At 45.5% G+C, this 25917-nt stretch carries 22 protein-coding genes and 1 pseudogene; 22 read left to right on the top strand and 1 reads right to left on the bottom strand.

Going from position 1 to position 25917, the window contains the following annotated elements; genetic code table 11:
- Positions 1-104: 104 nt before the first annotated feature.
- Both dnaK and dnaJ read left to right on the top strand, forming a co-directional pair.
- Complete coding sequence (gene dnaK, locus BUB85_RS13815; protein ID WP_073111517.1) at positions 105-1982, top strand: molecular chaperone DnaK; 1878 nt, start codon at positions 105-107, stop codon at positions 1980-1982.
- A 292-nt stretch (positions 1983-2274) separates the two neighbouring features.
- Complete coding sequence (gene dnaJ, locus BUB85_RS13810; protein ID WP_073111514.1) at positions 2275-3474, top strand: molecular chaperone DnaJ; 1200 nt, start codon at positions 2275-2277, stop codon at positions 3472-3474.
- Positions 3475-3591: 117 nt separating this feature from the next.
- Here dnaJ and BUB85_RS13805 read toward each other — a convergent pair whose 3' ends face one another.
- The gene (locus tag BUB85_RS13805; protein WP_073111512.1) at positions 3592-4266 is read right to left on the bottom strand and encodes a TetR/AcrR family transcriptional regulator; all 675 of its coding nucleotides are present in this window, start codon (positions 4264-4266) and stop codon (positions 3592-3594) included.
- A gap of 347 nt (positions 4267-4613) precedes the next feature.
- Here BUB85_RS13805 and BUB85_RS13800 point away from each other — a divergent pair, with 347 nt between their 5' ends.
- The 20 genes and pseudogenes from BUB85_RS13800 to BUB85_RS13695 form a co-directional block, all read left to right on the top strand.
- Positions 4614-5213, top strand: a complete 600-nt coding sequence (locus BUB85_RS13800; protein ID WP_073111510.1) for a DUF3841 domain-containing protein — start codon at positions 4614-4616, stop codon at positions 5211-5213.
- Complete coding sequence (locus BUB85_RS13795; RefSeq protein ID WP_073111508.1) at positions 5203-5754, top strand: DUF3841 domain-containing protein; 552 nt, start codon at positions 5203-5205, stop codon at positions 5752-5754. Before BUB85_RS13800 ends, BUB85_RS13795 begins: the two co-directional genes overlap by 11 nt.
- 321 nt (positions 5755-6075) lie before the next feature.
- Entirely contained in the window at positions 6076-7401 is a 1326-nt protein-coding gene (locus BUB85_RS13790; RefSeq protein WP_073111507.1) for a glycine/sarcosine/betaine reductase component B subunit, read from the top strand.
- Between the two features lie 13 nt (positions 7402-7414).
- Complete coding sequence (grdH, locus tag BUB85_RS13785; RefSeq protein ID WP_084534057.1) at positions 7415-8722, top strand: betaine reductase selenoprotein B; 1308 nt, start codon at positions 7415-7417, stop codon at positions 8720-8722.
- Positions 8723-8900: 178 nt separating this feature from the next.
- A complete protein-coding gene (locus BUB85_RS13775) occupies positions 8901-10400 on the top strand; it encodes a BCCT family transporter (RefSeq protein ID WP_073111501.1) in 1500 nt (499 codons plus the stop codon).
- A 194-nt stretch (positions 10401-10594) separates the two neighbouring features.
- Positions 10595-11542: a thioredoxin-disulfide reductase gene (trxB, locus tag BUB85_RS13770; protein ID WP_073111499.1), complete on the top strand. Its 948-nt coding sequence runs from the start codon at positions 10595-10597 to the stop codon at positions 11540-11542.
- A gap of 37 nt (positions 11543-11579) precedes the next feature.
- Entirely contained in the window at positions 11580-11897 is a 318-nt protein-coding gene (gene trxA, locus BUB85_RS13765) for a thioredoxin TrxA (protein WP_073111497.1), read from the top strand.
- A gap of 163 nt (positions 11898-12060) precedes the next feature.
- Positions 12061-12534, top strand: coding sequence for a glycine/sarcosine/betaine reductase complex selenoprotein A (grdA, locus tag BUB85_RS13755; RefSeq protein ID WP_084534056.1), 474 nt, complete (start codon positions 12061-12063; stop codon positions 12532-12534).
- A 95-nt stretch (positions 12535-12629) separates the two neighbouring features.
- Positions 12630-14162: a glycine/sarcosine/betaine reductase complex component C subunit beta gene (gene grdC, locus BUB85_RS13750; protein WP_073111491.1), complete on the top strand. Its 1533-nt coding sequence runs from the start codon at positions 12630-12632 to the stop codon at positions 14160-14162.
- A gap of 14 nt (positions 14163-14176) precedes the next feature.
- A complete protein-coding gene (gene grdD, locus BUB85_RS13745) occupies positions 14177-15331 on the top strand; it encodes a glycine/sarcosine/betaine reductase complex component C subunit alpha (protein WP_073111489.1) in 1155 nt (384 codons plus the stop codon).
- Between the two features lie 308 nt (positions 15332-15639).
- Positions 15640-16680 carry a selenide, water dikinase SelD gene (gene selD / locus BUB85_RS13740; RefSeq protein WP_084534055.1) on the top strand — a complete coding sequence of 347 codons (1041 nt, stop codon included), beginning with the start codon at positions 15640-15642 and terminating at the stop codon, positions 16678-16680.
- A gap of 110 nt (positions 16681-16790) precedes the next feature.
- Entirely contained in the window at positions 16791-18188 is a 1398-nt protein-coding gene (gene selA / locus BUB85_RS13735; RefSeq protein WP_073111485.1) for an L-seryl-tRNA(Sec) selenium transferase, read from the top strand.
- A complete protein-coding gene (selB, locus tag BUB85_RS13730) occupies positions 18185-20101 on the top strand; it encodes a selenocysteine-specific translation elongation factor (protein WP_073111483.1) in 1917 nt (638 codons plus the stop codon). Before selA ends, selB begins: the two co-directional genes overlap by 4 nt.
- Positions 20098-21027: a selenium metabolism-associated LysR family transcriptional regulator gene (locus BUB85_RS13725; RefSeq protein ID WP_073111481.1), complete on the top strand. Its 930-nt coding sequence runs from the start codon at positions 20098-20100 to the stop codon at positions 21025-21027. Before selB ends, BUB85_RS13725 begins: the two co-directional genes overlap by 4 nt.
- A gap of 132 nt (positions 21028-21159) precedes the next feature.
- On the top strand, positions 21160-22302 hold the full coding sequence (locus BUB85_RS13720; RefSeq protein WP_084534054.1) for an aminotransferase class V-fold PLP-dependent enzyme: 1143 nt from the start codon (positions 21160-21162) through the stop codon (positions 22300-22302).
- A 146-nt stretch (positions 22303-22448) separates the two neighbouring features.
- Complete coding sequence (gene yedF, locus BUB85_RS13715) at positions 22449-23081, top strand: sulfurtransferase-like selenium metabolism protein YedF (protein ID WP_073111477.1); 633 nt, start codon at positions 22449-22451, stop codon at positions 23079-23081.
- A gap of 142 nt (positions 23082-23223) precedes the next feature.
- Positions 23224-24495, top strand: coding sequence for a double-cubane-cluster-containing anaerobic reductase (locus BUB85_RS13710; protein ID WP_073111475.1), 1272 nt, complete (start codon positions 23224-23226; stop codon positions 24493-24495).
- A 5-nt stretch (positions 24496-24500) separates the two neighbouring features.
- A complete protein-coding gene (locus BUB85_RS13705; RefSeq protein ID WP_073111473.1) occupies positions 24501-24776 on the top strand; it encodes a DUF3343 domain-containing protein in 276 nt (91 codons plus the stop codon).
- Positions 24777-24788: 12 nt separating this feature from the next.
- Positions 24789-25559: an acyl-CoA dehydratase activase gene (locus BUB85_RS13700; RefSeq protein ID WP_073111471.1), complete on the top strand. Its 771-nt coding sequence runs from the start codon at positions 24789-24791 to the stop codon at positions 25557-25559.
- A 143-nt stretch (positions 25560-25702) separates the two neighbouring features.
- A pseudogene (locus tag BUB85_RS13695) lies at positions 25703-25917 on the top strand (IS110 family transposase); the annotation flags it as partial.

Raw genomic sequence — 25917 nt, 5'->3', positions numbered from 1 at the left:
CCAGGTCCGGAAGAACTTTTTAGTTATATCACCTGAGCAATCAGGTTTTATATATATATGAATTTAACAATTATGAGAATGATTATAAACAGGAGGAAATTATCATGGGAAAAATTATAGGTATTGACTTAGGAACAACCAATAGCTGTGTGGCCGTTATGGAAGGTGGACAGCCAACAGTAATCGCCAACACAGAAGGTGCGAGAACAACACCGTCTGTAGTAGCATTTACAAAGACAGGCGATCGTCTCGTAGGTGAGCCTGCAAAACGTCAGGCAGTAACAAACGCAGAGAAAACGATCTCTTCTATCAAAAGAGAGATGGGTACAGACCACAAAGTAGCAATCGATGACAAAAAATATTCTCCACAGGAGATTTCAGCAATGATCCTTCAGAAACTGAAAACAGATGCAGAGAGTTATCTGGGAGAAAAGGTTTCGGAGGCCGTTATCACAGTGCCGGCTTATTTCAATGATGCACAGCGTCAAGCTACAAAAGATGCAGGTAAGATCGCAGGACTCGATGTAAAACGTATCATCAACGAGCCGACAGCTGCAGCACTTGCATATGGCCTTGACAATGAAAAAGAGCAGAAGATCATGGTATATGACCTTGGCGGCGGTACATTTGATGTATCTGTTATTGAAATCGGTGACGGAGTCATTGAGGTATTGTCTACAGCAGGTAACAACAGACTTGGTGGAGATGACTTTGACCAGAAGATCACAGACTATATGTTAGCAGAGTTTAAGAAAAATGAAGGCGTGGATCTGTCCGCAGATAAGATGGCACTTCAGAGATTAAAAGAAGCAGCTGAGAAAGCGAAAAAAGAATTGTCAAGCGCGACAACGACCAACATCAACCTTCCGTTCATCACTGCTACACAGGATGGTCCGAAGCATTTTGATATGAACCTTACAAGAGCAAAATTTGATGAACTGACACATGACTTGGTAGAGAAGACAGCAGAGCCTGTAACAAGAGCACTTTCTGATGCGGGTATCGCATCTTCTGAACTTGGCCAGGTATTGCTGGTAGGTGGATCTACACGTATTCCGGCTGTACAGGATAAAGTAAAATCACTGACAGGCAAAGAGCCAAGCAAGACTCTGAATCCGGACGAATGTGTTGCACTCGGTGCATCTGTTCAGGGCGGTAAGCTTGCAGGTGATGCGGGCGCAGGAGATATCCTTCTTCTTGATGTAACTCCACTGTCACTTTCCATCGAGACCATGGGTGGTGTTGCGACAAGACTGATCGAGAGAAATACAACAATTCCGACCAAGAAGAGTCAGATATTCTCAACAGCGGCAGATAACCAGACCGCAGTTGACATCAACGTAGTACAGGGTGAGAGACAGTTTGCGAAAGACAACAAGTCACTCGGACAGTTCAGACTGGACGGAATCCCGCCGGCAGGACGTGGAATCCCACAGATCGAGGTTACATTTGACATTGATGCCAACGGTATCGTAAATGTATCTGCAAAAGATCTTGGAACAGGTAAAGAGCAGCATATCACAATCACAGCAGGTTCAAACATGTCTGATGATGATATCGATAAAGCAGTAAAAGATGCAGCAGCATTTGAGGCAGAGGATAAAAAACGGAAAGAAGCAATTGATGCGCGCAACGATGCAGAAGCATTCGTATTCCAGACAGAAAAAGCACTGACAGATGTAGGCGATAAGATTGATGCTGCCGACAAAGAAAAAGTAGAAGCGGATGTGAAGGAACTGAAGGATCTCGTAGAGCAGAACCCGGCTGAGAGCATGACAGAAGAGAAGGTTGCCGAGATGAAAGCTTCTCAGGAAAAACTGATGCAGAGCGCACAGGCTTTATTTGCAAAAGTATATGAGCAGGCAAATCCACAGGGAGCACAGGGAGCAGGTCCGGACATGGGAGCAGGCCCACAGGCAGGACCGGCACCAGAAGGATTCGACGGCGACGACGTAGTAGACGGAGATTATAAAGAAGTCTAGAGCACTTAGTGAGGTAGTTCACGAACTTAGTGCGAAGACTGTTCTTCGGAACTTAGCGAGGTCCTATCGAGCTTAGTCTCGAAGAACTTCAGTGAAACTTAGTGAGGTGGTTCACGAACTTAGTGCGAAGACTGTTCTTCGGAACTTAGCGAGGTCCTATCGAGTTTAGTCTCGAAGAACTTCCTCACTCCTCGAAAATAGATTCTGCGGAACGGAACAGGACGATAGCGGTCCGGTTTGGTCCCGCAGAACTTCTTTATGAAACAATAGATTTGAAATGAAGGGATATGTTATGGCAGACAAACGAGATTATTATGAGGTGCTGGGCGTCGATAAAGGAGCTGATGACGCCGCCTTGAAAAAAGCATACAGAGTCTTGGCAAAAAAGTATCATCCGGATATGAATCCGGGAGATGCGGAAGCTGAGAAAAAATTTAAAGAAGCATCGGAAGCATATGCTGTCCTGAGTGATTCGGAAAAGCGCCGCCAATATGATCAGTTTGGTCATGCAGCGTTTGATGGAGGCGCAGGCGGAGGTGGCGGATTCGGAGGCTTTGACTTCAACGGAGCTGATTTCAGCGATATCTTTGGAGACATTTTTGGAGATATGTTTGGAGGAGGGGGCCGTCGTGGCGGCCGTGCGAGCAATGGTCCGATGAAGGGCGCGAACATCCGTAAGAGTGTGCGCATCACATTCGAAGAAGCTGTGTTCGGCTGCGAAAAAGAAATTGAAGTGATTATGAAGGATCCGTGTACCACATGTAACGGAACAGGTGCAAAGCCGGGAACAAGCCCGGAGACCTGTCCGAAATGTGGAGGTAAGGGACAGGTTGTCTATACTTCCCAGTCGTTTTTCGGAACAGTGCAGAACGTGCAGACATGTCCGAACTGTCATGGAAGTGGAAAGATCATCAAAGAGAAATGTGCGTCCTGTGCAGGAACAGGATACACCTCCAGCAAAAAGAAGATTCAGGTCAAGATTCCGAAAGGAATCGATAACGGGCAGAGTGTGCGCATCAGAGAAAAGGGCGAGCCGGGAGTGAACGGTGGACCGCGCGGCGACCTGCTGGTGGAGGTGAATGTGTCAAGACATCCAATCTTCCAGCGTCAGGATGTGCATATCTTCTCTACGGCACCAATTACATTTGCACAGGCAGCACTCGGCGCAGATATCCGGATCAAGACAGTGGATGGAGAAGTAATCTACACAGTCAAACCGGGAACCAAGACCGACACAAAGGTCAGATTAAAGGGCAAAGGCGTTCCGTCACTCCGCAATTCGGAGGTTCGCGGAGATCACTATGTGACGCTGGTTATTCAGACACCAGATAAATTGAGTGCAGAAGCGAAAGAAGCATTGCGCAGATTTGACGAGGTGTCAGGGAATTCGCTGCATTCTGCGGACCCAAAAACCGCGGAGAGTGAAACAAAGAGCACAAAAGGAAAAAAGAAAGGCTTCATGGATAAAGTTAAAGAGGCGTTTGACGAATAAAAGATTTCAGATATACCAAAACTCCTTCCAGCACTTGCAGATTTAAATGCATGTGCTGGAAGGAGTTTTGTGCGTAAAAGCAGATGCTCAAAAATTGTGATGTCCAGATGAATGAGCCTAAAAAGTTAATTTTAGGCCTGTGATATAAGTGAGCATGGATAGAAATTCTTCAGTCAGTTTGTAATCACTTAGTTCAGGATCCTGACATTTTTGTGTGAGCAGTTCTTTGAAACAACTTACCACAATTGTGTTGGCAAGTTCTACGTTATCTTCGTGGATGTGAGAATCCGGAAGATCGATCAGCGGCATAAGGATAATACGGCAGCGCTCCTTGAAATCTTTTCCATAGTACATGTCTCCGATTTCTTTGGAGTAGTTGTCTACTTCGTCCGGGAACAGTTCGTAATATGATTTCATGATCTCCGTCAGATTATCACTGTATTTCCCAAAGAAAAAGTTATAGAATATCTGGGGGCGCTGAAAAGCGATTCGGCAGAATACTTCCCATATCGTATAAAAATTGTCTGTAGGTGTCAGCTTTTTATAGCTGTACTGCGATAACGCTTTGCTGTATCGGTCAAAATATTTCAGTGATGCCATCAGAATCAGCTGGTTCACGTCGTTGAAATACAGATACAGAGTGGAATTGTGAAATCCGGCCCGGTCCGCAATCTTGCGAATGGAGAGCGCGTCCAGCCCCTCCTCGTCCAAAAGTTCCTGTGTCGCTTTGATGAAGCGGATTGTATTTTGCCGCTTTTGTTCTTGTCTTTCCTGAGTTTCTTCTTTTCCCATAACGAATTCGTACCTTTCCTCATAAAGTTGGAACAGCAATTCGGACATTCACGGTAAGCAGTAAAGCGGACTGCAGTGCCCGCTTCACCGTCCGCGGGCAGTCCAGCGCTGCCGAATATTCATGATTAAGCGTAGTGGTGAACTGTAAGGGTCCGACTGGCGGCTTAATGGCGTGATTGTTTCAAATTGCTGTAAAGTGGTTTTAGTATAACACGCAAAATAATGAGTGTAAAATAAAAAAGCAGAATTTATATTCGGAACATTATAGAAAATAGTAATATCATTTCAAAAGCATTGACAGGAGAAATGCGTGAGCGGTATCTTAGAGGCAGAAAAGGAGGAGCAGCATGAATCAGGAGATGAGAGAGGGAGAGAACGTAGTTTTGTGGACCCGGCAGCTCCCACAGGTCTGGGAGGAACTTCAGGAGAAAGGTGTTTACCGCGTAAAAGAAGAATATATCGTGTTGAAGAACGATACTATTGCGGATTACTATCTGGAATTGTATCGGTGGTATACGAGGGAGGCGGGGAAGTACCTGGAGCTGGAACCGGAAGAGCAGTATCCGGTCTGGCTGTCTCTGGATGAGGGGAATATGCTCCAGCCGACTGAGAACACGGTGATTCTGAAGCTGGAAATCCCGCGGAATCAGTTTCTGTTCTGCAACACGGATGCATGGGGGTACCGGGTGAATTACTGGTATATTCCGACCGATGACGAGGATGCAAAAAAACATGAAGCAGAGCTGAAGCGGTACGGTATCCACAGCGATGACGAAATCATATTGACGGACAAGGGAAATTTTTATCCGGCGCTGAAACGGAAAATCACGGATAGCTGGGAGCGGGTGTTCACATTGAAGACCGATAAAAAAGAGATGATGGTTGCCACAGCATGGGAGATTCGCAGAGAGTGGGTAAAAGAGGTGAGACGCTACGATGGAGAATAATTATGTTACGATGTGGACCGCGCAGGCACAGATCGTGCTGGATGCCCTGGAGCGGGATGGTATCTACTATGTGAAAAAAAGTTACATTGACCAGAAGTACCGGGAGACGGCATGGAGCTTTCGGACTGCCTATACATTTTTCACAGAGAATGCGCAGCGAATAATTCCGAAACCGGAGAAAGCGGAGTCGCCGGTGTGGATGTTCAAAGATCCCAGATGGGCGAAGGCCGGCGAGGGAGCATCCACACTGAAGCTTCACATTCCCTGTGATCAACTGATCCTGTTTGACCGGAGAAAATGGACAAAGATTTTAAGTCTGGATTATATCGGCGACGAGGGAGAATGCAGGGAGTTTGAAAAAGAACTGGAACGGCAGGGGATTATGACGAGCTCAGATGTGTTTGAGAGACCATTTTACCCAATGGTGAAGAAGAAAATCATGAAAAGCTGGGAAAGATTATTTCTGGACGAAAAAATAGAAGAGGAATACGTGCAGGGAGCAGCGTGGTTTCTGAAAAAGGAATGGGTCTGCCAGGAATAAGCTTAGAAAAGTGCAATGGGAAAATGAATAGATCAATTAAAATAAAATTGCAAGATATGTTCACATTTCAAGTGGAATGTGAACATATTTTTTTGCGAAAAAAATTGTGTGCCAAAAAACTTTCGTCTGATAATGCTGTAAAAGCCCGCAGATACGCTATATAGATAAAAACTATAAGCGCGCTTATAGATAACTATTGACAAATAAAAGACAAGTTGATATATTTGTTGTATAAAACAACGAATAAGCGTGCTTATTAAACGCTGTTTATGGCAAAATGCATATAGAAAAGAGCTATGCGAAAATCAAAGGAGGTAAATCATGAAACTGGAAATTGGTAATTTCTATGTGAAGGATATTGTGTTTGGTGACAATTTATCTTTCAAGGACGGTGTATTGGTTATTAACAAGGAAGAGGCACTTGCATTTATCCGCGAGGATGAAAGAATCACAGAGGCGGAGCTTTACATTGCAAAGCCAGGTGATAAAATTCGGATGTGCCCTGTAAAAGAGGCAATCGAGCCAAGAACTCGCCTCGATGACAGAGGAGTATTTCCGGGATACACAGGAGAGCTGGCAGCAGCGGGTGAAGGAACATTACATGCATTGAAAAACTGCAGCGTACTTGTTGTCGGAAAACACTGGGGCGGTTTCCAGGACGGTGTGATCGATATGAGCGGAGAAGGGCAGAAATATACATATTTCGGACAGTTGAACAACATCGTTCTCGTTGCAGATACAAACGAAGATTTTGAGAAGAATGAGCAGCAGAAGAAAAATGACGCGCTGAGACGTGCTGGACACAAACTTGCAGAATTTATCGGAGCATGTGTGAAAGAACTGACACCAGAGGATACGGAAACATTTGAACTGGGGCAGATTATCAAGCGCGATGCTGAGGTGGAAAAATTACCATCGGTCGTATACGTGATGCAGCCACAGTCACAGATGGAAGAGATGGGGTACAACGATCTGGTCTACGGATGGGATATGAACCATTTCGTACCGACACTGATGCATCCAAACGAAGTGCTTGACGGTGCACTTGTATCAGGAAGCTTCATGCCTGTATCTTCCAAATGGTCTACCTATGATTTCCAGAACAGCCCGAACATCAAGGCGCTGATGAAAGAGCATGGAAAGACAATCAACTTCCTCGGTGTGATTATGTCAAACCTGAACGTAGCACTGGAACAGAAAGAACGTTCTGCAATCTTTGTTGCACAGATGGCTAAGAGCCTTGGCGCTGACGGAGCAGTGGTAGCAGAAGAAGGCTATGGCAATCCGGATGCCGATTTTGTTGGATGTATCGTAGCACTGGAAGATGTCGGCGTTAAGACAATCGGTGTTACAAATGAGTGTACAGGACGTGATGGAAAATCTCAGCCACTGGTTACATTAGATGAGAAATGTGACGCAATCGTATCATGCGGTAACGTATCAGAATTAATTGACTTGCCTCCAATGGAGACAGTACTCGGAGAACTTCAGGCGCTTGCGAGAGACGGATTGTCAGGCGGCTGGGCAGGAGATGAGATCTTAGGACCTTCCGTAAGAGAAGACGGATCTATCATTCTGGAAAATAACTCGATGTTCTGTGGTGACCAGGTAGTGGGATGGTCTCCAAAAACCATGAAAGAATTCTAATAGAGGTGACGAAATGAAAAAAGCGATAGTATATGTAAATCAATTTTTTGGTCAGATCGGTGGAGAAGACAAAGCGGGAGCTGAGCCAGAAATTCACGAGGGACAGATTGGTCCTGCAATGCAGTTTGCAAAAGAGTTAGATGATACAGAAGTAACACATACCATTATCTGTGGTGATAACTATATGGGATCAAACACAGAAGAAGCGGTTGCCACAATTCTTGGTATGCTGGAAGGAAAAGAGATGGATATCTTCCTTGCAGGTCCGGCATTTCAGGCTGGCCGTTACGGAGTGGCATGTGGTACAATCTGTAAAGCGGTAAAAGAAAAATTCGGTGTTCCGGTTGTTACTTCTATTAACGAAGAGAACCCGGGCGCAGAGATGTTTAAAAAAGATATGTATATTCTGAGAGGCGGCAATATTGCTTCTAAGATGAAAAAAGACGTTAAGGCTATGGCTGTGGTTGCCAACAAGCTTTTGAAAGGTGAGGCTGTAGGAAGTGCAGACGAAGATGGTTACTTCGCAAGAGGAATCCGCCACCAGGTTTGGCTGGAGGATGGAAAGCCTGCTTCTGAGCGTATGATCGACATGCTGGTAAAGAAACTTAACGGAGAACCGTTCCAGACAGAGCTGCCAATTCCAAAATTGGACCGCGTACCGATTGCTCCGGCTATCAAGGATCTTTCAAAGGCAAAGATCGCACTGCTCAACACTGGTGGTATCGTACCGGTAGACAATCCGGATCGCATCCAGTCAGCATCTGCTACACGTTGGGGAAAATATGACATTTCTGGTACAGAGGCGCTCAAGGGTGGTGAGTACAAGACGATTCATGCTGGTTTCGATCCGGCAGCGGCAGATGCGGATCCGAATGTAATCACTCCGGTAGATGCACTGAAAGTATTAGAAAAAGAAGGAGTGATCGGAAGCCTTCATTCTTACTTCTATACAACAGTCGGTACAGGAACAACCGAGGCTGAGGCTGCAAGAATGGCCCGCGAGATTATTCCGCTGCTTCAGGAAGATCACGTTGACGGTGTGATCATGGTCTCTACCTGAGGTACCTGTACACGTTGCGGTGCAACGATGGTAAAAGAAGTAGAAAAAGCTGGATTCCCGATCGTTCAGATGTGTAATCTGATTCCGGTTGCCAAGACAGTTGGCTCTAACAGAATCGTTCCGACGATCTCTATTCCATATCCACTTGGTGATCCTGCTACATCAAAAGAGGATCAGTGGAAATTGCGTTATCACAGAACGAAGGTCGCTGTTGAGAGCCTTGCGACAGAGATTGAAGAGCAGACAGTATTCAGAGTGTAATATAGATATTTGAAACTGTATGCAATTAGAAAAAGCCCGGGGTTATGGGCTTTTTCTATAATAAAATAAATGTGGGCAGTGTACCCGATGCTCACATGGAAATACATGATTTGGGGACTTACAAAATATACTGCGTTTGGGGGCATAAAAAGCAGTATCATATTTAAAGGAGAAGGATATGGAAAAAAAGAACACCAGTAAATCAGTATTTTATATCTCCCTCGTATTGGTTGCGATTATCGCAGTGTGGTCGGTAGCCTTTAACGAAAGCTTTACGAAAGTATCCAATGCAGCCTACACATTTTTTACAGTTGATTTTGGTTGGCTTTATCTGCTGGCTATGATCGTATTTTTGTTTTTTATTGCTTATGTAGGTTTTGGAAGATATGGGAAAATTCGTCTCGGTGGAGATGATTCCAGGCCGGAATACAGTAATATGACATGGTTTGGACTTCTGTTCGGCTGTGGTATGGGAGTCGGGCTTGTATTCTGGGGGGTTGCGGAACCGCTGAGTCACTATATTAATCCAACGGACGGAATTGAGAGCGCGTCTGCCGGAGCGGCTGATTTCGCGATCAAGTCATTCTTCACTCATTGGGGAATCCTTCCGTGGGCGAACTATGCAATCATCGGACTGGCTCTTGCATATTTTATGTTCCGCAAGGACAAAAAGAGTCTGATCAGCTGTATTCTGGAACCATTGATTGGTGAAAAGCTTGCGAACGGCTGGCTTGGAAAACTGATCGACATTTTGGCAGTATTTGCCACAGTGGCCGGAATTGTTACATCACTTGGTCTTGGCACCATGCAGATCAACGCCGGAATCCATACGCTGTTTGGAATCCCGGTCAATCTTACGGTACAGATCGTGATTGTTGCGGTCGTGACGGTGATATATATATCTTCGGCGGTATCGGGACTGGAAAAAGGTATCTCTATTATTTCTGATGCGAACCTGTATATTGCAATCGGTCTGCTGATTGTATGTTTTATCGTGGGGCCAAAAGTAGAAGTTCTGAATAGTTTTGTCAATGGTATGGGACAATATATAGGAAACTTCATCCCGGATGCGCTGAAAATAGCATCGTATGGCGATAACAGCTGGCTGGGCAGCTGGAGACTGTACTACTGGGCATGGTTTATTGCCTGGGCACCGTTTGTAGGTGTGTTTGTTGCCCGCATCTCCAAAGGACGTACAATCCGTGAATTTGTGCTGGGAGTCGTGCTCGTTCCTGCGGCAGCTTCCTGCGTGTGGGGTGCTGTATTTGGAAACCTGGGAATAAATCTTGGAGCAAAAGGCATTCTTTCGATTGAGGCATTGAAAGAGGTAGTTGCGACGCCGGAGACCGGACTGTTTCTGGTCCTCAGAGAATATCCGCTAGGGTTTATCCTGTCTCTTGTTGCAATTGTATCGCTGTGCGCGTTCTTCGTCACCTCGGCGAACTCGGGGGTATATGTGCTCTCTATGCTGACATCAAACGGAAACATCAACCCGCCGAACAGCAAAAAGATTCTTTGGGGTGTGATTCAGTCAGTGATGGCAATTGGACTGCTTATGGCAGGAGGATTAAAACCGCTTCAGACAATTTCGCTGGCGGCCGCGTTCCCATTTATATTTGTAATGTTCGCGGCATGCGTTTCGCTCTTAAAAGCACTCAAAACAGAGAAGAAACAGTAGTATGTCGGATAATAGCAGAATTACCAAATGAATTGACAGATTCTTGTGCAACATTGTTAAAACATTAACACGAAAAAAGGGTGAATTGTGCAGATTTAATAAAAAAATAGAAAAAAAAGTATTTTATGCATTGATATTTTTGGAGTTCGGATATATACTGTTAGTACAATAATGATAAAAAGGAGAAGAATGCTATGAGCAAAATTTATGACGTGGTTATTCTTGGCGCAGGCCCTGCAGGATTGGCAGCTGGATTGTACGCTGGAAGAAGCCGCCTTTCTACGCTGATTGTAGAAAAGGGAAAAGATGGCGGCCAGATCGCTATTACAGATGAGATTGAGAATTATCCTGGACAGACTGTGGAAGGTGAGAGCGGACCGTCTCTGATTGAGAGAATGACACAGCAGTGCGAGAAGTTTGGGGTAGAGAGAGTCTCAGACGTAATTAACGATGTTGTACTTGAAGGCGATGTGAAAAAGCTGATCAGTGCAAAGGGAGAGTATTGTGCTAAGACGGTAATCATCGCAACGGGTGCGTTCTCAAGACCAATCGGATGCAAGAACGAAAAAGAATTTATGGGCAAAGGTGTTTCTTACTGTGCTACATGTGATGCAAACTTTTTCGAGGACTTTGAAGTGTATGTTGTCGGCGGCGGAGACTCTGCTGTTGAAGAGGCAATGTATCTTACAAAATTCGCAAGAAAAGTTACCGTTATTCACAGACGTGACGAACTTCGTGCAGCAAAATCCATTCAGGAAAAGGCATTTAAGAATGACAAGCTTTTCTTTATGTGGGATTCAGTAGTAGAAGAAGTGAACGGAGATGGAATCCTTTCTTCTATGACCGTGAAAAACGTAAAGACTGGTGAGCTGACAACAATCGAAGCTGACGAGGATGACGGAATGTTCGGTGTGTTCGGATTTATCGGAACACTGCCTAACTCAAAGATTTTTGAAGGAAAAGGTGTTGAGCTCGACGAGAGAGGATACATTCCTACAGACGCAGACATGCACACAAATATTCCTGGCGTATTTGCCGCAGGAGATATCCGTGTGAAGAGCCTTCGTCAGGTTGTAACAGCAGCTGCTGACGGAGCGATCGCAGCAACACAGTGCGAGAAGTATATTGGTGAGATGGAGTAATCCACAAAACATTTAGAAATTTGGGAGGACATGAACAATGTTAGAAGTAGATAAGAAAACATTTGAAACAGAAGTATTAGGCGCAGAAGGATATGTATTCGTAGATTTCTTTGGTGACGGATGTGTGCCATGCCAGGCTTTAATGCCATTCGTACATGGATTAGCTGACAAATACGGTGATAAATTAAAATTCACATCACTGAACACAACAAAAGCTCGTCGTCTTGCAATCGGACAGAAAATCTTAGGACTTCCTGTTATGGCTATTTACAAAGATGGAGAGAAAGTAGAAGAACTGATCAAAGATGATGCTACAGAAGCAAACATCGAGGCGATGGTTCAGAAATATATCTAAGCGCATACATATGCGGCTGAGATAGCAGTCAGAGTTACGGAGCAGTACAATTTATGTTCCGGCTCAAGGAACTAGCGTATGAGCTACAAGGCTTTTACGGAAATGCGGACGCGTTTCTAATAAAACAAATTAAAATCAAACAGAAAGAAAGGAGGAAATTATCATGGCAATTTTGAAAGACAAAAAAGTTGTTATTATAGGTGACCGTGATGGAGTCCCGGGACCGGCTATTGAAGAATGTGTAAAAACAGCCGGCGGAGACGTGATTTTTTCTTCAACAGAGTGTTTCGTCTGAACAAGCGCAGGCGCAATGGATCTTGAAAACCAGAAAAGAGTAAAAGAATTTGCTGAGCAGTATGGCGCAGAGAACGTAGTAGTTGTTGTCGGTGCCGCTGAAGGTGAAGCTGCAGGTCTTGCAGCAGAAACCGTAACAGCAGGTGATCCTACTTTTGCAGGTCCATTGACAGGGGTCCAGCTTGGACTCACGACATATCATGTATGTGAACCAGAACTGAAGAAAGAGTTTGACGAAGCTGTTTACGATGAGCAGGTGGGTATGATGGAAATGGTACTCGACGTTGACGATATCGTAGATGAGATGTCATCTATCCGTGACGAATACTGTAAGTATTTATAAATCGAATTTATATAATTTGAATTCCTAGTGGCGGTGAGGTTAAAAATCAGCCTCACCGTTTTTTTATCTTTTAGAGAAAGGTGGACATAATTACAATGAACAGTGTAATAAAAGGAGCGAGCTATGTGCTGGCACATACTCCGGAAATGGTAATAAATAATGGAACAACCCAGACAACAGAGAGAGTTGTTAATCCAGACTCAGAATACTTAAAAGAATTACGCGGCCATCTTCGTTCTTACGAAGATTGTGTAAATTACTGGCCAAATCAGGTTTACATTGGAAACGCACATCCAGATGAACTGGCAAAGGTTGAATTTCCATATTATGACAAGCCAAAAGCTGATTCCGAGAGATACGGAAAATACGGCGAGATCATGCCGGAGGCAGAATTTATTCTCCTGGCACAGGCTTGTGACATGTTCGAAGTTATCGAACTTGACAAAGAGTTCGTAGCAGCACATAAGGACGCTTTTGCAGCAGATCCGGTTATCACCGAGGACATTGTTGCGAAGGTAGTTGAGGGCGTTGAGCTTTCAGAAGTTGAGCATTTCGTAAATGACGAGCACGCAGAAGGTCTTTATTTTGAAGGCAAACTGGTGGGTTGTGTTAAGAGAGCACATGATATCGACTCCAATCTTTCTGCACACGTTATGCACGAGAACATCATGAGTAAAGCATCAAGCGTTCTTGCACTGTTATATGCAGTAAGAAATACAGGAATTGACAAAGAAGATGTTGAGTATGTAATCGACTGTGCTGAAGAAGCATGCGGTGACATGAACCAGAGAGGCGGCGGTAACTTTGCAAAGGCTGCTGCAGAAGTAGCTGGTCTGATGAAAGCTACCGGATCTGACTCACGTGGATTCTGTGCCGGCCCTGCACATGCATTAATCGAAGCTGCAGCACTGGTTAAATCCGGAGCATACAAATGTGTAGCAGTTACAGCTGGTGGCTGTACAGCTAAATTAGGTATGAATGGTAAAGATCATGTGAAAAAAGGTCTTCCGATTCTTGAAGACTGCCTGGCAGGTTTCTGTGTAATCATCGCTGAGAATGACGGTGTGAGCCCTGAAATCAACCTGGACATCCTTGGACGTCATACTGTAGGTACAGGAAGTGCACCACAGAACGTTATCGGAAGTCTTGTTGCTGATCCACTTGAGAGAGTTGATATGAAGATTACAGATATTGACAAATTCTCACCGGAGATGCAGAATCCAGACATCACAAAACCGGCAGGAGCTGGAGATGTACCGCTTGCTAACTACAAGATGATTGCAGCACTTGCTGTAAAACGTGGCGAGATCGACAAAGCCGCTATGAAGACATTCCCAGAGGAGCACGGCTTAACAGGATGGGCTCCGACACAGGGACATATTCCTTCAGGTGTACCGTATATCGGATTCGCAAGAGAAGACATTCTTGAAGGCAAGATCAGAAATGCAATGATCATTGGAAAAGGATCTTTGTTCCTTGGAAGAATGACAAACCTGTTCGATGGTGTTTCTTTCGTAATTCAGGCAAACACAGGAGCAGAAGATAACAGCGGTGTATCTGAAGAAGAAGTAAAAGGATTAATCGCAAAAGCAATGAAAGATTTTGCTGCATCAATGATGGCAGAATAGAGAGGTGGATACAAATGGCAAATGGAATTGAAAAAATGATTGCCGAAACCTTTCTGGATATGGCAGAGGGACTGGAGACCGGAAGTTTTGGAAAAAGACCGAAAGTCGCTCTGACAGGTATGGGCAGTGAGCACGGCGAGGAAAACTCAATGGCAGCTGCAATCGAAGCAGCAAAGGACGGAATCGATGTTTATTATATTGGAACATTAGAGGCAGAAGGCGTTACAACAATCAAGGTTGCGAATGACGAAGAAGGCCACGACAAGATGGAAGAGATGCTGAAGAACAAAGAGGTTGATGCCGCTGTTACAATGCATTTCCCATTCCCGATCGGTGTTTCAACAGTAGGTCGCTGCGTAACACCTGCAAAAGCAAAAGAGATGTTTGTTGCGAATACAACAGGAACATCCAGCACAGATCGTATCGAAGGTATGATTAAAAATGCAATTTATGGTATTATCGCAGCAAAAGCATGCGGCAATGCAAACCCAACAGTAGGTATCCTGAATGTGGATGGCGCTCGTCAGACAGAGAAAGCTCTGAAACAGTTAAAAGATCAGGGATACGGTATTGAATTTGCAGAGTCAGGACGTGCTGACGGTGGTTGTGTCATGAGAGGAAATGATATCCTTCAGGCATCACCGGACATTATGGTAACAGATTCTCTGACAGGTAATATTCTGGTGAAGATGCTTTCATCATTCCAGACAGGCGGAAGCTTTGAAGCAACTGGATTCGGATATGGCCCTGGTATCGGAGAAGGCTATGATCAGTTAGTTATGATCGTATCCCGTGCATCCGGTGCACCGGTTATCGCAAATGCAATTCGCTATGCAGGTCAGCTTGTAAGAGGAAAAGTATTTGAAGTAGCAAAAGCAGAGTTCAAGGCTGTGAAAAAAGCAGGTTTAAAAGAAATCTTAGAAGCTCACAAAGCTGCTTCTAAACCGGCTGCAGCTGTAGAAGATGTAAAAGAGCCACCAAAAGAGATCGTAACAGCACAGATTCCTGGAATCGAAGTTATGGATCTTGAGGATGCAGTAAAGGTTCTTTGGAAAATCAACATTTATGCTGAAAGCGGAATGGGCTGTACCGGACCGATCATTCGTGTTTCCGATGCAAACCTGGCGAAAGCAGAAGAAGAATTAAAGAAGAGTGGTTACATTAACTAATCGCATATTGTAGCAAACCATGTTATTCCTGTGCAGATTGTACGTTATCTTTCTGCACAGGAATTATGATTACTGGGGAGTTATTTGATAATTTTATGATAAAGAGATAGTTATAGAAAAAAACTATAATAAAAAATGAAAAGATAAAAAATTTAAAGAGGTCTTTAGAAGTCTGTTTGAATAAATGCTGTAAGTATTGAATATACAAAAGTATTAGACGAAAAATATTAAAGACACAATTTGTTAGATGTATAATGTATTAAATATAAAATTGAAGAGAACGAGAATACGGAGTAAGGAGATAAGAGATGAAAAAAGATGTTAGATTGACTCAATTAGCAAAAACCTCTGGTTGAGCTGCCAAAATAGGTCCGGAGACCCTTGCCCAGGTACTGGGTAAGTTACCGAAATTCCACGATGACAATCTTCTGGTTGGAATAGAGACATCTGATGACGCAGCGATATACAAGATTACGGATGATATTGCTATGATTCAAACGGTTGATTTCTTTACTCCCATTGTCGATGATCCATATATGTTCGGCCAGATTGCAGCAGCTAATTCACTGAGTGATGTTTATGCTATGGGAGGAGAGCCGAAAATTGCGCTCAATATCGTGGGGTTCCCGAACTGCCTGGACCCTTCTATCTTAGGGGATATCTTAGCAGGCGGTGCAGACAAAGTTAAAGAGGCGGGAGCAGTTCTGGTCGGAGGCCATTCTGTGCAGGACGATGAACCAAAATACGGATTGTGCGTATCCGGTTTTGTTCACCCGAATCACATATTTAAGAATTATGGATGCAAGCCGGGGGATGTGCTGATTCTCACAAAGCAGGTGGGAAGTGGTATCGTCAACACGGCAATTAAGGCCGAGATGGCTTCGGACAGGGCAATCAGAGAAGTGACGACAGCCATGTCCTCATTGAACAGAAAAGCAAAAGAAGTAGTGGAAATCTATCCGGTTAATGCGTGTACCGATATTACCGGGTTCGGACTGTTGGGACACTGTGTGGAGATGGCGGAGGCAAGTGAGGTCACATTTGAACTGAATGTGCACGATGTGGCGTATTTTAAGGATGCCATTGCCTACGCGAAGACCGGTCTGGTTCCGGCGGGAGCGTATAAGAATCGTGGGTATTCGGCAGCAAAAGTGGACATGCACAACATTGCGGAACACTACATTGATCTGCTCTATGATCCACAGACATCCGGTGGGCTGCTGATCAGCGTGGAGCCGCAGTATGTCGATGCCATAATGGACGAATTTGAAAAGGCACACATGGACACAACTGTTTCCGTAATTGGAACCGTAAGCGAGAAAAGTGACAAACTGATCCGTCTTCATTGATGGAACGTCCTTAAGCAGTCCCCTCACTTCTGGCGCGCTGAGTGCCCAAATGGAAGGTGGAGGAAAACGTGCCGAAAAAGACAAATAAATGAAGTTTAAGAGGGTAAAATATGAACAAGAATCTTTTATACCGAAGCATTCCAAAAGTGGATATCCTTCTCGAACAGGAAGAAATCCAGAGTCTGATCGACCAGTATGGGAGAGATGTTGTGATGGATGCCATCCATGAGAGAATGGAAACTCTGAGAAAATTTATTGGAAATTGTGACGAGGAAGAAACAGCAAAACACAAGATTGATGATCTGCAGGCCGATATCCGGAAATCTGTGCAGGCTCTGTACACGCCGAATATGCGTGCCGTGATCAATGGAACAGGGACAATTCTGCATACGAATCTGGGACGTGCGCCAATCAGTCAGGAGCATGCAAAAAAACTGGCGGAGATCGTGACAGGGTATTCGAATCTGGAGTACAATCTGGAGGAAGGAAGACGTGGAGAACGCTATTCACATTTTGAAAAGCTGCTCTGCAAGCTGACCGGAGCGGAGGCTGCTATGGCGGTGAACAACAATGCCGCAGCAGTGATGCTGATACTGAATGCGATGGCGAAGGGCGGCGAGGTAGTCGTATCGCGTGGAGAACTGGTCGAGATAGGCGGCAAGTTCCGAATCCCGGATGTGATGGAACAGAGCGGGGCTTCTCTGGTGGAGGTCGGTACCACAAACAAGACACATTACTCCGACTATGAGGAGGCAATTACAGAGGAGACGAAAGCACTCCTGAAGGTGCATACAAGTAACTATCGGATCGTCGGTTTTACGGATACGGTTACCATCGATGAGCTGGTTCCCATTGCAAAGGAGCATGATCTTCCAATCATAGAAGATCTGGGGAGTGGTGTGCTGATCGATCTGTCCAGATATGGACTCACTTATGAGCCTACCGTACAGGACTCCATTCGAAAAGGTGCTGATGTTGTATGTTTCAGCGGTGATAAGCTGCTTGGAGGACCGCAGGCCGGAATCATCATTGGAAAGAAAAAATACATTGATATGATGAAGAAAAACCAGATGACAAGAGCTCTGCGAATCGACAAATTTACGGCGACAGCTCTGGAACTGGTACTGCAGGAGTATTTATCCGAGGAAAAGGCGGTACAGAATATCCCGGTTCTGCGCATGATTCATGAATCACAGGAAGCGGTGGCGGACAGAGCCAACGCCCTAAAGCAGATGATCGACAATGCACAGCTGGCGGCGGATACAGGTGTGGAGCCATGTGAAGCACAGATCGGCGGAGGATCACTCCCATTGGAGCGAATCCCGAGCATGGCGGTGACAATTAAGCCACACAACATCAGTGTGCCGAAGCTGGAGGAACAGATGCGGAGTCTTCCGATTCCGATTATTCCGAGAACTGTGAACGATACCGTTTATCTGGATATCCGGACAATAGAGTCAAGATGGTTTGAAAAGATAGTGGAAATGCTGGGAGAATTGTTAGTATGAAGAATATCATCATAGGAACGGCGGGGCATATTGATCACGGTAAGACAACGTTGATCAAAGCACTGACCGGGCGAAATACCGACAGATGGGAAGAAGAGCAGAGAAGGGGGATTACCATAGATCTTGGATTCACCTACTTTGATACCAAAAGCGGAGACCGGGTTGGAATTATAGACGTGCCCGGTCATGAGAAATTTATTAATAACATGGTTGCAGGTGTGGTGGGAATGGATCTGGTTATGCTGGTCGTTGCCGCTGACGAGGGAATTATGCCACAGACCCGCGAGCACATTGATATACTGGGACTGCTGGGAATGCAGAAAAGTATTCTGGTCCTGAACAAGTGTGACCTGGTGGATGACGAATGGATCGAACTTGTGGAAGAAGACATCAAGGAGGAACTGAAGGACACCTTTCTCGAAAATGCGCCGATTGTACATGTCTCGGCGGCGACGGGACAGGGGCTGGATGAACTGAAGGATACGATTGACCATCTGATGAAGGATGAAGTCGTGGCAAAGGACACAAAAACCATTCCGAGACTGCCCATCGACAGAGTATTTACTCTGAGTGGATTTGGGACGATCATTACAGGTACACTGATTTCCGGAACTATTTCCAAAGAGGATGTGCTGGAGATGTATCCAATTGAGCGGGAATGCAAAATCCGCAGTATTCAGGTGCACGGAAAAGACCAGGATGTGTGCGAGGCCGGACAGCGCGTCGCAATTAACCTGTCGAATGTGAAAAAGAAAGAGATCAGCAGAGGCTGCGTCATCGCTGCCAGGAACAGTATGAAAAACACAGATATGCTGGATGTGAAACTGACGGTTCTGAATGATTCTATGCGAATCGTGACCAACCACGAGCGGCTTCATCTGTATACGGGAACGAGCGAGATACTCTGCCGCGCCGTGCTGTTGGACAAAGACGAGATCGGCCCGGGAGAAAGCGGTCTGGTTCAGCTCCGATTGGAGGAGCAGATCGCGCTGAAGAGGGGCGATCGTTTTGTGGTGCGTTTTTATTCGCCGATGGAGACGATTGGAGGCGGTGTTGTTCTGGAGCCGAATCCGACGCGAAAGAAGCGGTTTGATGCCAATGCAATTGAGGAACTGAAAAGAAAAGAGTCCGGATCGCTGGCAGATATCATGGAACTTCACATCAAAGAGCATGGAGATACCATGATTACATTGAATGAGCTTGCCAAGACGATGGCTCATTCTGTGGATGAACTGCAGGAATATCTGGAAGAGTTAAAAGAGAGTGGTGCAATATATGTATTTTCCATGAAGAAGGATATATATTTATGGCATAAAGAAAGTGAATTTGCGCTGCGTCAGAAAATAGAGCGTGATCTCACGAAGTATCATGAGAAATATCCGTTCAGGTTCGGTATGAAAAAAGCGGAGATTCACATGACGTATCTGAAAAAAGTAAAGCCGAATGTATTTGATGCATACATTGACTTTCTCGTTGCAGAAAATGCAGTGTGCAGAAAAGAAGAGTTCCTTTATCTTCCGGACTTTACAGTTTGCAAGGATGATGCGTACAAAGCAATAGAGAAAATAATTACAGAAGCTTTTGAAAAAGCAGGGTACGATTTTGTACGTTTCTCAGAAATTGAGTTTGGAAAAACATCTGGAGATAAGGCAGATGATGTTCTGAACATCATGATCGTGGAGAAGACGGTCACACGGATCAATGATGAGATGTTTACTATGAGCCATCTGATGGATGAAGCGAAAGAAAAGATTCAGCAGCACTTACAGAAGGAAAATCTGATTACGATCGCTCAGGTTAGAGACATGTTTTCAACCAGCCGGAAAAGCGCGAAGCCGATTCTGGAATATATGGATAGTATCAAAGTTACAAAGAAGGTTGGAGCAGAGAGTGAGAGGGTAGCATATCTATGAATTTAAAACAATTAGAAGCTTTTGTAAAAGTTGCGGACAACAAAAGCTTTTCGAAAACCGCAAAGGCTTTATTTTTGACACAGCCGACAATAAGCGCGCATATCTCATCCCTTGAAAAAGAGCTGGGAGTACGGCTATTTTCCAGAAACACCAAAGAGGTCAATCTCACAGAAGATGGAAAACGCCTCTATCAATATGCATATGAGATCGTGGAGCTGCAGAGCCGGATCGAAGTTCTTTTTCTGAACGATAAGAAAGATGAAAAGAAAAAAGTGACGATTGCAGCATCGTCCATCCCGGCACAGTACATTTTGCCGGAGATACTGGGGAAATTCAGCGAGCGGTATCCGAATATTCAGTTCAAGATTACCGAGACAGACAGCGCAAAGGTTGTGGAATCGGTGTCCAGACATATGGTGGATATCGGGTTTACCGGCACGATTCTTGAAAAAAAGGATTGCACGTATGTACCGTTTTATGCGGACGAGCTGGTGGCGATCACACCGAATACCGAAAAATACCGCATGATCAAAGCACAGGAGAAAGACTTGAAATGGATTCTCAGGGAACCGGTCATTGTTCGTGAGGAGGGTTCCGGTACCAGAAAAGAAGCGGAGCGCCTGCTGAAGAAAGCAGGCATTGATGTGGAGAAACTGAATGTGGTTGCCAATATTGAAAACACGGAGGCTATCAAAAAATCTGTGAAAAACGGCATTGGAATTACGATGATATCAAAGCTTGCGGCACAGGAAGAGATCAACAGCGGGACAATCCTTGCATTTCCGATGGGACAGAAGAGAGAGGGAAGACATCTGAATCTGGTTTTTAACAAGAATTATGCACTCTCATCATCCGCGGAACGGTTTGTGAAAGTCATGAACGATATTTTTCATATGTTAGATAATCAGGCGGCATCAAAAAAGTAAAAAAACGGCCCTGTTTATAGAGTGAATCTATAAACAGGGCCGTTTCATTATCATTATTGATTAGACGTAGAAATGTGTACAAGATATACTAAAGCTATAGGGAAAAATGTAAAAATCAAGGGAGATTATACAATGATTTATTTAGACAATGCGGCGACAACAATGAAAAAGCCGCAGGAAGTAGTGGATGCGGTAGTCCATGCAATGGGATCTTTGGGAAATGCCGGGAGAGGCGTTCATTCGGCTTCTCTGGAATCGTCGAGAACGGTGTTTGATACCAGAGAGAGGCTGGCCGCATTTTTTCATGCCGACAGTCCGAAGCAGATCGTGTTCACCTCTAACTCAACAGAGGCATTGAATACGGCAGTCAAGGGTGTTTTAAATCCCGGCGATCATGTGATTACGACAATGCTGGAGCACAATTCTGTGCTGCGTCCGCTCTATGAGCTGGAGCGCGCAGGTGTCGAGTTGTCTTTCGTGCAGAGCAGCCGTCAGGGAACCGTTGATTATGAGGATTTTGAGAAAGAAATTCGGGAGAATACAAAGGCCATTGTCTGTACACACGGATCGAATCTGACGGGGAATCTGGTGGATATCAAAAGGGTGGGTGAGATTGCTAAAAAGCACGATCTGATTTTCATCGTGGATGCTTCTCAGACTGCAGGCGTATTCCCCATAGATGTGAAGGACATGCACGTGGACATCCTGTGTTTCACAGGGCACAAGGGACTGCTTGGTCCCCAGGGAACCGGCGGGATGTGCGTACGGGAAGGTCTTGTGGTCCGTCCTCTAAAAACCGGTGGAAGCGGTGTGCAGACTTACAGTAAGACACATCCGGTCGAGATGCCCACGGCGCTGGAGGCGGGCACCCTGAACGGACATGGTCTCGCAGGTCTGGATGCGGCAGTTCAGTATCTGGAGAAAAAAGGAATCGATGAGATCCGGAGGGAAGAGCAGCACCTGATGTGGCGGTTTTATGACGGAGTCAAAGATCTTCCGGGGGTGAAGATCTATGGCGATTTCGACAGGAGTCAGGAACGGTGCGCAATTGTGACACTCAATATCGGGGATTATGATTCATCCGAGGTGAGCGATGAACTCTCCATGACGTATGAGATTTCCACGAGGCCGGGGGCACATTGTGCTCCGCTGATGCATGAGGCACTGGGAACCGTGGAACAGGGGGCGGTACGCTTCAGCTTTTCTCATTTTAATACAGAGGCGGAGATTGACGAGGCAGTCAGGGCACTCAGAGAACTGACGACGGAAGAATAGCGTAAGTATAGTAAAAGAACAGCGTAAGAATGTGATATGGGAGCAGACGGATATCCCGCGGACATTTTACAGGCAATGAATATGCGATAGAATATCCTGCGGACATTTTATAAGCAATGAATATGCGATAGAAAAGGAGAAATCAGATGGTAGTAGATGGAAGAGGACTGGCGTGCCCACTGCCGGTAGTAAAGACAAAAAAGGCAGTAGAGGAACTGAAAGAGGACGGCGTGGTAACGGTATTGGTCGACAATGAGATCGCAGTACAGAATCTGACCAAGTTTGCGACGCAGAGGAATCTGACAGTGGAAAGCGAGAAAAAAGCAGAAAAAGAATATCAGGTAGACATTACAGTTTCGCGGAAGGCGCTTAGAAAAGCAGAGGCAGAGCTGAATGCAGACGACGAAGAGGCGGAAGTGGAAGATGCACAGGACATGAAGAAACCGGGTCTTGTGGTGGTGCTTTCTGCCAATGTGATGGGAGGCGGAGACGAGAAGCTTGGAGTTTCTCTCATGAAGGCATTTGTCTTTGCGCTGACGAAGCAGGATCGCCTTCCGGAGTCGATTCTATTATACAATACGGGTGCCTACCTTTCCTGCGAGGGTTCAGATTCACTGGAGGATCTGAAGTGCATGGCAGAAGAAGGCGTGAACATCATGACCTGCGGAACCTGTCTTGACTTTTACGGAATCAAGGAGAAGCTGGCGGTTGGAACTGTCACGAATATGTATGATATCGTGGAGACCATGGAGAGAGCAAAGACAATTGTGAGGCCGTAATGCCGCAGAATTGCTGCGGCTTCGGAGGAAGCGAACAGCAACAGTGGATACATAAGAACGTAACATGACCGGGATGCTCCGGCCGCCGGAGGAAGGCGGTGGGGAACATCCCGGCTGATTTAAAGAGAAAAGGAGAAAAGCTATGTCAAACTATGTTGAGATGTGGAAAGAACTGGGAATGGATCTGGAGACACACGATGCGCTATGTCAGGTTCTGCCGACCGCGTTCGGGGATATGTATCTCTCTCAGGAAAATCGTCCGGAAGGAATGGGCTTTTGGGATTTTGTCGTATCAGAGATTCACGGAATCCGTCCTTCTGAACTGATTGAAGCACAGAAAAATGGACAGAAGGTTTTTGGAACATTCTGTGTGTATGTTCCGGACGAAGTTGTTCTGGCTGCAAATGGTATTGTAACAGGACTCTGCGGCGGATCCCAGTTCTGGGTTCCGGGAGGCGAGAAGGTGCTCCCGAAGAGTACATGCCCCCTGATCAAGGCCTCTGTGGGAGCCAGATTGGAGCGCACATGTCCATTCTTCCGCATTGCGGATATGTATGTAGGTGAGACTACATGTGACGGCAAGAAGAAAGCGTGGGAGATTCTGGGACAGGATGTACCGATGCACATCATGGACATGCCGCAGATGAAACGTCCCCAGGATATTGAAAAGTGGGCGGATGAGATCAAAATTTTTGCAAAAGTTGTAGAAGATTTTACCGGAAATGCGATCACACCGGAGAAGCTGAGTGAGGGAATCCATGTGATCAATGAGCGTAGAAAAGCTCTGAAACGTGTCTATGATGCAAGAAAATCAAAAAACATTCCAATTAGTGGAAAAGATGCACTTTTGATGATGCAGATTGCATTTTTTGATGATCCGGTGCGCTGCGCGGAGATGGCGAATAAGCTGGCGGATGAGTTGGAACAGCGAAACAAAGACAATGTGTCGGTTTTCCCGGCGGGAACAAAGAGAATCCTGGTGACAGGAACACCGATGGCAATTCCAAACTGGAAACTGCATCATCTGATCGAGACCAGCGGTGCTGCAGTTGTCTGTGAGGAGACCTGTACGGGGACCCGCTATTTTGAGAACCTGGTGGATGAGACAAAAACTACACTGGAAGAGCAGTATGCGGCGATTGCGGACAGATATATGGGCATCAATTGTGCATGCTTCACACCGAACAGCGGCCGTGTGGATGATATTCTCCGTCTGGCTAAAGAATACGATGTGGATGGCGTCATCGATGTGAATCTGAAATTCTGCTGTCTGTATGACACAGAAGGGTACACCGTGGAGAAGGCGATGAAGGATGCCGGCATTCCGGTTCTCGGAATTGAGACGGACTACACGGATGAGGATGCTGAACAGTTGAGAACAAGAATTGAAGCATTTGTGGAAATGCTTGGATAAGAGTCATGAGTGAAAATGAGGAATTGAATTATTATATCCTGTTTGCCAATTATACACAGGGGCTGCTTCTGCAGGAAATTCTGAAAAAGGACGGGATATCAGCCAGAATCGCTCCGGCACCCAGATCTATTCAGGGAGAGCTGAGCTGCGGAATGTCGCTGTTAGTCAGGCAGGAGGATATTGATGGGGTGCGGGAAAGCATTGAGCGAAATCATGCGGAATATCATGAGATTGTCTCACTCCCATGTCAGATCAGGCCCCACAGAAATAAGTTTTGCTAGAGGAGATTGGAAATGAATTATATTGGAATAGACATCGGCTCGACCTGTGCAAAACTCGCGGTGCTGAATGAGCAGAAGGAGACCGTTCTGAAACTGGTCCAGCCGACGGGGTGGAGCAGTGTGGACACGGCGGAGGAGATACGGAAAAAACTCCAGGATGAGAATATCGATCCGGAGAGGGAGGCGTGCGTTGCGACGGGATACGGGCGGATTGCTGTTCCCTATGCGGATAAGATGATCACGGAAATTACCTGCCACGCCAAAGGGGCGGTGTGGCTTCATGATTGTGACAATGTGGTGGTCATTGATATCGGCGGACAGGATACCAAGGTGATCCGCATCGAGAATGGCATGGTGAAGGATTTTGTGATGAATGACAAATGTTCGGCGGGAACCGGCCGTTTTCTGGAGGTTATGGCGAATTCACTGGCACTGCGTCCGGACGAGATGTGTGATCTGGCTGCATCTGGCGGTGGAACATCGATCAGTTCCATGTGTACGGTGTTTGCGGAGTCCGAGGTGATCAGTCTGATCGGTCGTGGAGAGAAGAAAGAGAATATTGCGTTTGCCGTGGTGGATTCCATCGCAACGAAGGTGGCATCTCAGGCGGGCAGGTTTAATGTGGGAAAGGAGGAAGTGTGTCTGACAGGCGGTCTGTGTGAGTGTGATTACATCCGCCGGACACTGGAGGAAAAATTGCATTCGCGTGTGGTGAGCAGCCCGGAGGGAAGATTCGCCGGGGCGTATGGCGCGGCACTGAGTGCAATGAGAGTAAGAAAGTAATAACAAATATAAAAACACCTTGAGGAGCTTCCTGTATACTTTAAAGAGTAAAGGGAATTGACCAAAAAGAATACCTCAGGTAAATTTAGATTATTACTGACCGGGAAGTTGGTAAAAAATCTAAATCACGAGAGGTATCTAAGATGAATAGTAAAACAAGAAAGACAAAAAAGCAAGCAAGTGTAGTGAAATTCGAAATGAATGTTCTGTCAAAGGATGAAATCGCTAAGCGGATTAAATCTATTGAAGAAAATCTCAAAGCATCAACGTGGAGAGAATTGGAAATACAAGGTAAATTTGCTAAGAATGACAAACTCTCTTTCATCTCAGATGAGATGCTTATAGTTGGATGCGATAT

Source organism: Hespellia stercorisuis DSM 15480, assembly GCF_900142165.1.
GTDB classification, from domain to species: Bacteria; Bacillota; Clostridia; order Lachnospirales; family Lachnospiraceae; genus Hespellia; species Hespellia stercorisuis.
Note: the sequence above shows the minus strand (reverse complement) of the source record. Positions and strands in the feature narration are given on the sequence as shown.

Bases quoted from the DNA above. Each gene is read 5' to 3' on its own strand.
- dnaJ (WP_073111514.1), top strand. From the start codon at position 2,275: ATGGCAGACAAACGAGATTATTATGAGGTGCTGGGCGTCGATAAAGGA.
- BUB85_RS13795 (WP_073111508.1), top strand. From the start codon at position 5,203: ATGGAGAATAATTATGTTACGATGTGGACCGCGCAGGCACAGATCGTG.
- BUB85_RS13700 (WP_073111471.1), top strand. From the start codon at position 24,789: ATGAATTATATTGGAATAGACATCGGCTCGACCTGTGCAAAACTCGCG.
- BUB85_RS13790 (WP_073111507.1), top strand. From the start codon at position 6,076: ATGAAACTGGAAATTGGTAATTTCTATGTGAAGGATATTGTGTTTGGT.
- yedF (WP_073111477.1), top strand. From the start codon at position 22,449: ATGGTAGTAGATGGAAGAGGACTGGCGTGCCCACTGCCGGTAGTAAAG.
- BUB85_RS13800 (WP_073111510.1), top strand. From the start codon at position 4,614: ATGAATCAGGAGATGAGAGAGGGAGAGAACGTAGTTTTGTGGACCCGG.
- BUB85_RS13775 (WP_073111501.1), top strand. From the start codon at position 8,901: ATGGAAAAAAAGAACACCAGTAAATCAGTATTTTATATCTCCCTCGTA.
- grdC (WP_073111491.1), top strand. From the start codon at position 12,630: ATGAACAGTGTAATAAAAGGAGCGAGCTATGTGCTGGCACATACTCCG.
- BUB85_RS13705 (WP_073111473.1), top strand. From the start codon at position 24,501: ATGAGTGAAAATGAGGAATTGAATTATTATATCCTGTTTGCCAATTAT.
- BUB85_RS13805 (WP_073111512.1), bottom strand. From the start codon at position 4,266: ATGGGAAAAGAAGAAACTCAGGAAAGACAAGAACAAAAGCGGCAAAAT.
- selA (WP_073111485.1), top strand. From the start codon at position 16,791: ATGAACAAGAATCTTTTATACCGAAGCATTCCAAAAGTGGATATCCTT.
- dnaK (WP_073111517.1), top strand. From the start codon at position 105: ATGGGAAAAATTATAGGTATTGACTTAGGAACAACCAATAGCTGTGTG.
- trxB (WP_073111499.1), top strand. From the start codon at position 10,595: ATGAGCAAAATTTATGACGTGGTTATTCTTGGCGCAGGCCCTGCAGGA.
- BUB85_RS13710 (WP_073111475.1), top strand. From the start codon at position 23,224: ATGTCAAACTATGTTGAGATGTGGAAAGAACTGGGAATGGATCTGGAG.
- selB (WP_073111483.1), top strand. From the start codon at position 18,185: ATGAAGAATATCATCATAGGAACGGCGGGGCATATTGATCACGGTAAG.
- grdD (WP_073111489.1), top strand. From the start codon at position 14,177: ATGGCAAATGGAATTGAAAAAATGATTGCCGAAACCTTTCTGGATATG.
- trxA (WP_073111497.1), top strand. From the start codon at position 11,580: ATGTTAGAAGTAGATAAGAAAACATTTGAAACAGAAGTATTAGGCGCA.
- BUB85_RS13725 (WP_073111481.1), top strand. From the start codon at position 20,098: ATGAATTTAAAACAATTAGAAGCTTTTGTAAAAGTTGCGGACAACAAA.
- BUB85_RS13720 (WP_084534054.1), top strand. From the start codon at position 21,160: ATGATTTATTTAGACAATGCGGCGACAACAATGAAAAAGCCGCAGGAA.